Source organism: Streptomyces sp. TRM68367 (genome assembly GCF_014495685.1).
Lineage (GTDB): Bacteria > Actinomycetota > Actinomycetes > Streptomycetales > Streptomycetaceae > Streptomyces.
The window spans coordinates 1-1,190 of the sequence record NZ_JACTVI010000277.1 but is presented as its reverse complement, the minus strand read 5'-3'; the positions used below and the strand labels follow the sequence as shown (position 1 = coordinate 1,190).

The 1,190-nt window shown below is 68.1% G+C and carries 2 protein-coding genes; one reads left to right on the top strand and one right to left on the bottom strand.

Annotated features, from left to right (window positions below; genetic code table 11):
- Positions 1–416 (top strand): IclR family transcriptional regulator (locus tag H8R17_RS45485; protein ID WP_187828996.1); only part of this gene is annotated, 416 nt, incomplete at its 5' end.
- On the opposite strand, the gene H8R17_RS45480 is transcribed toward H8R17_RS45485, so the two are convergent.
- Positions 370–1,190 (bottom strand): SRPBCC family protein (locus H8R17_RS45480; protein ID WP_187828995.1); only part of this gene is annotated, 821 nt, incomplete at its 5' end. The two genes, H8R17_RS45485 and H8R17_RS45480, sit on opposite strands and share 47 nt — an antisense overlap.

Genomic DNA, 1,190 nt, shown 5'->3' with positions numbered 1-1,190 from the left:
AGGTGCGCGGCCCGGGGGCCGTCGCCGCACAGAACTGGGTCGGCCAGCTGACGCCGTTGCACGCCACCTCGAGCGGCAAGATCCTGCTGGCGTACCTGCCCGCCGAGGAACGTGCCGCACTGATCGCCGAGGTCGGGCTGAAGAAGGTCACCCCGCACACGATCACCGCGAAGACGAAGCTGGAGAAGAACCTCGCGGCGGTCCGGGAGGCCGGCTACGCCTGGGCCCGGGAGGAGTTGGAGCTCGGCCTCCACGCTATGGCCGCGCCGATCCACAATCGGGACGGAAACGTCACAGCGGCACTGAGCGCCTCCGGACCGTCGTACCGGCTCACCGAGGAGCGCCTGCACGAGCTCGCGCCGAGGCTGCTCAAGGGCGCGGAGGAGATCGGCCATCGGATGGGCCACCTGGGCTGAGCGGCCGGCCCGCCTGCTGCCGACGGGTGCCCAGGCGTTCGTTCACCCAGTCGTGGAAGGCGCCGATGTGGTGCTCGCTGGGCACGAGTACGCCCCCCTTGGCGTACATCCGGGAGCTCATTCCTGGCTGCGTGCGCTCGCAGGCCTCGAAGTCCTGTTGGTTGACACGGTGGAACAGCTCCACGGACCGGCTGACGTCCTTGTCGCTGTCGACCACGTGCGGGAGATAGAGCCAGTCGCACTCCACGACCGTGCGGTCGACGGCCACCGGGTACATGCGGTGGAAGATCACGTGGTCGGGGACGAGGTTGATGAAGACCTGCGGCCTGACGGTGATCGCATAGTAGCGGCGGTCCTGGTCCTCGGCCACGCCCGGGATGCGGTCCAGACCCTCGGAGCCGTCGACGGTAAAGCCCTTGACCGCCTCCCCGAACTCCGCGCCGTGGCCGACGTAGTACTGGGCGGCGAAGCCGTCGGCGAACTCGGGGAGCACCTCGGTCAGTTCCGGGTGGATCGTGGCACAGTGATAGCACTCCATGAAGTTCTCGATGATCAGCTTCCAGTTCGCCTTCACGTCGTAGACGAACCGCTTGCCGACCGAGAGGCTCGCGATGTCGTAGTGCTCGATCGCCTCGGCGTCGCCCAGGCGCGCGACGACATCGCCGATGACATCCTCTTCGAACGAGGGCGGGTTCTCCGCCAGGCAGACCCAGACATAGCCGAGCCATTCGCGGGTGGCCACCGGCGCCAGGCCGTACTCGGTGCGGCCCACGT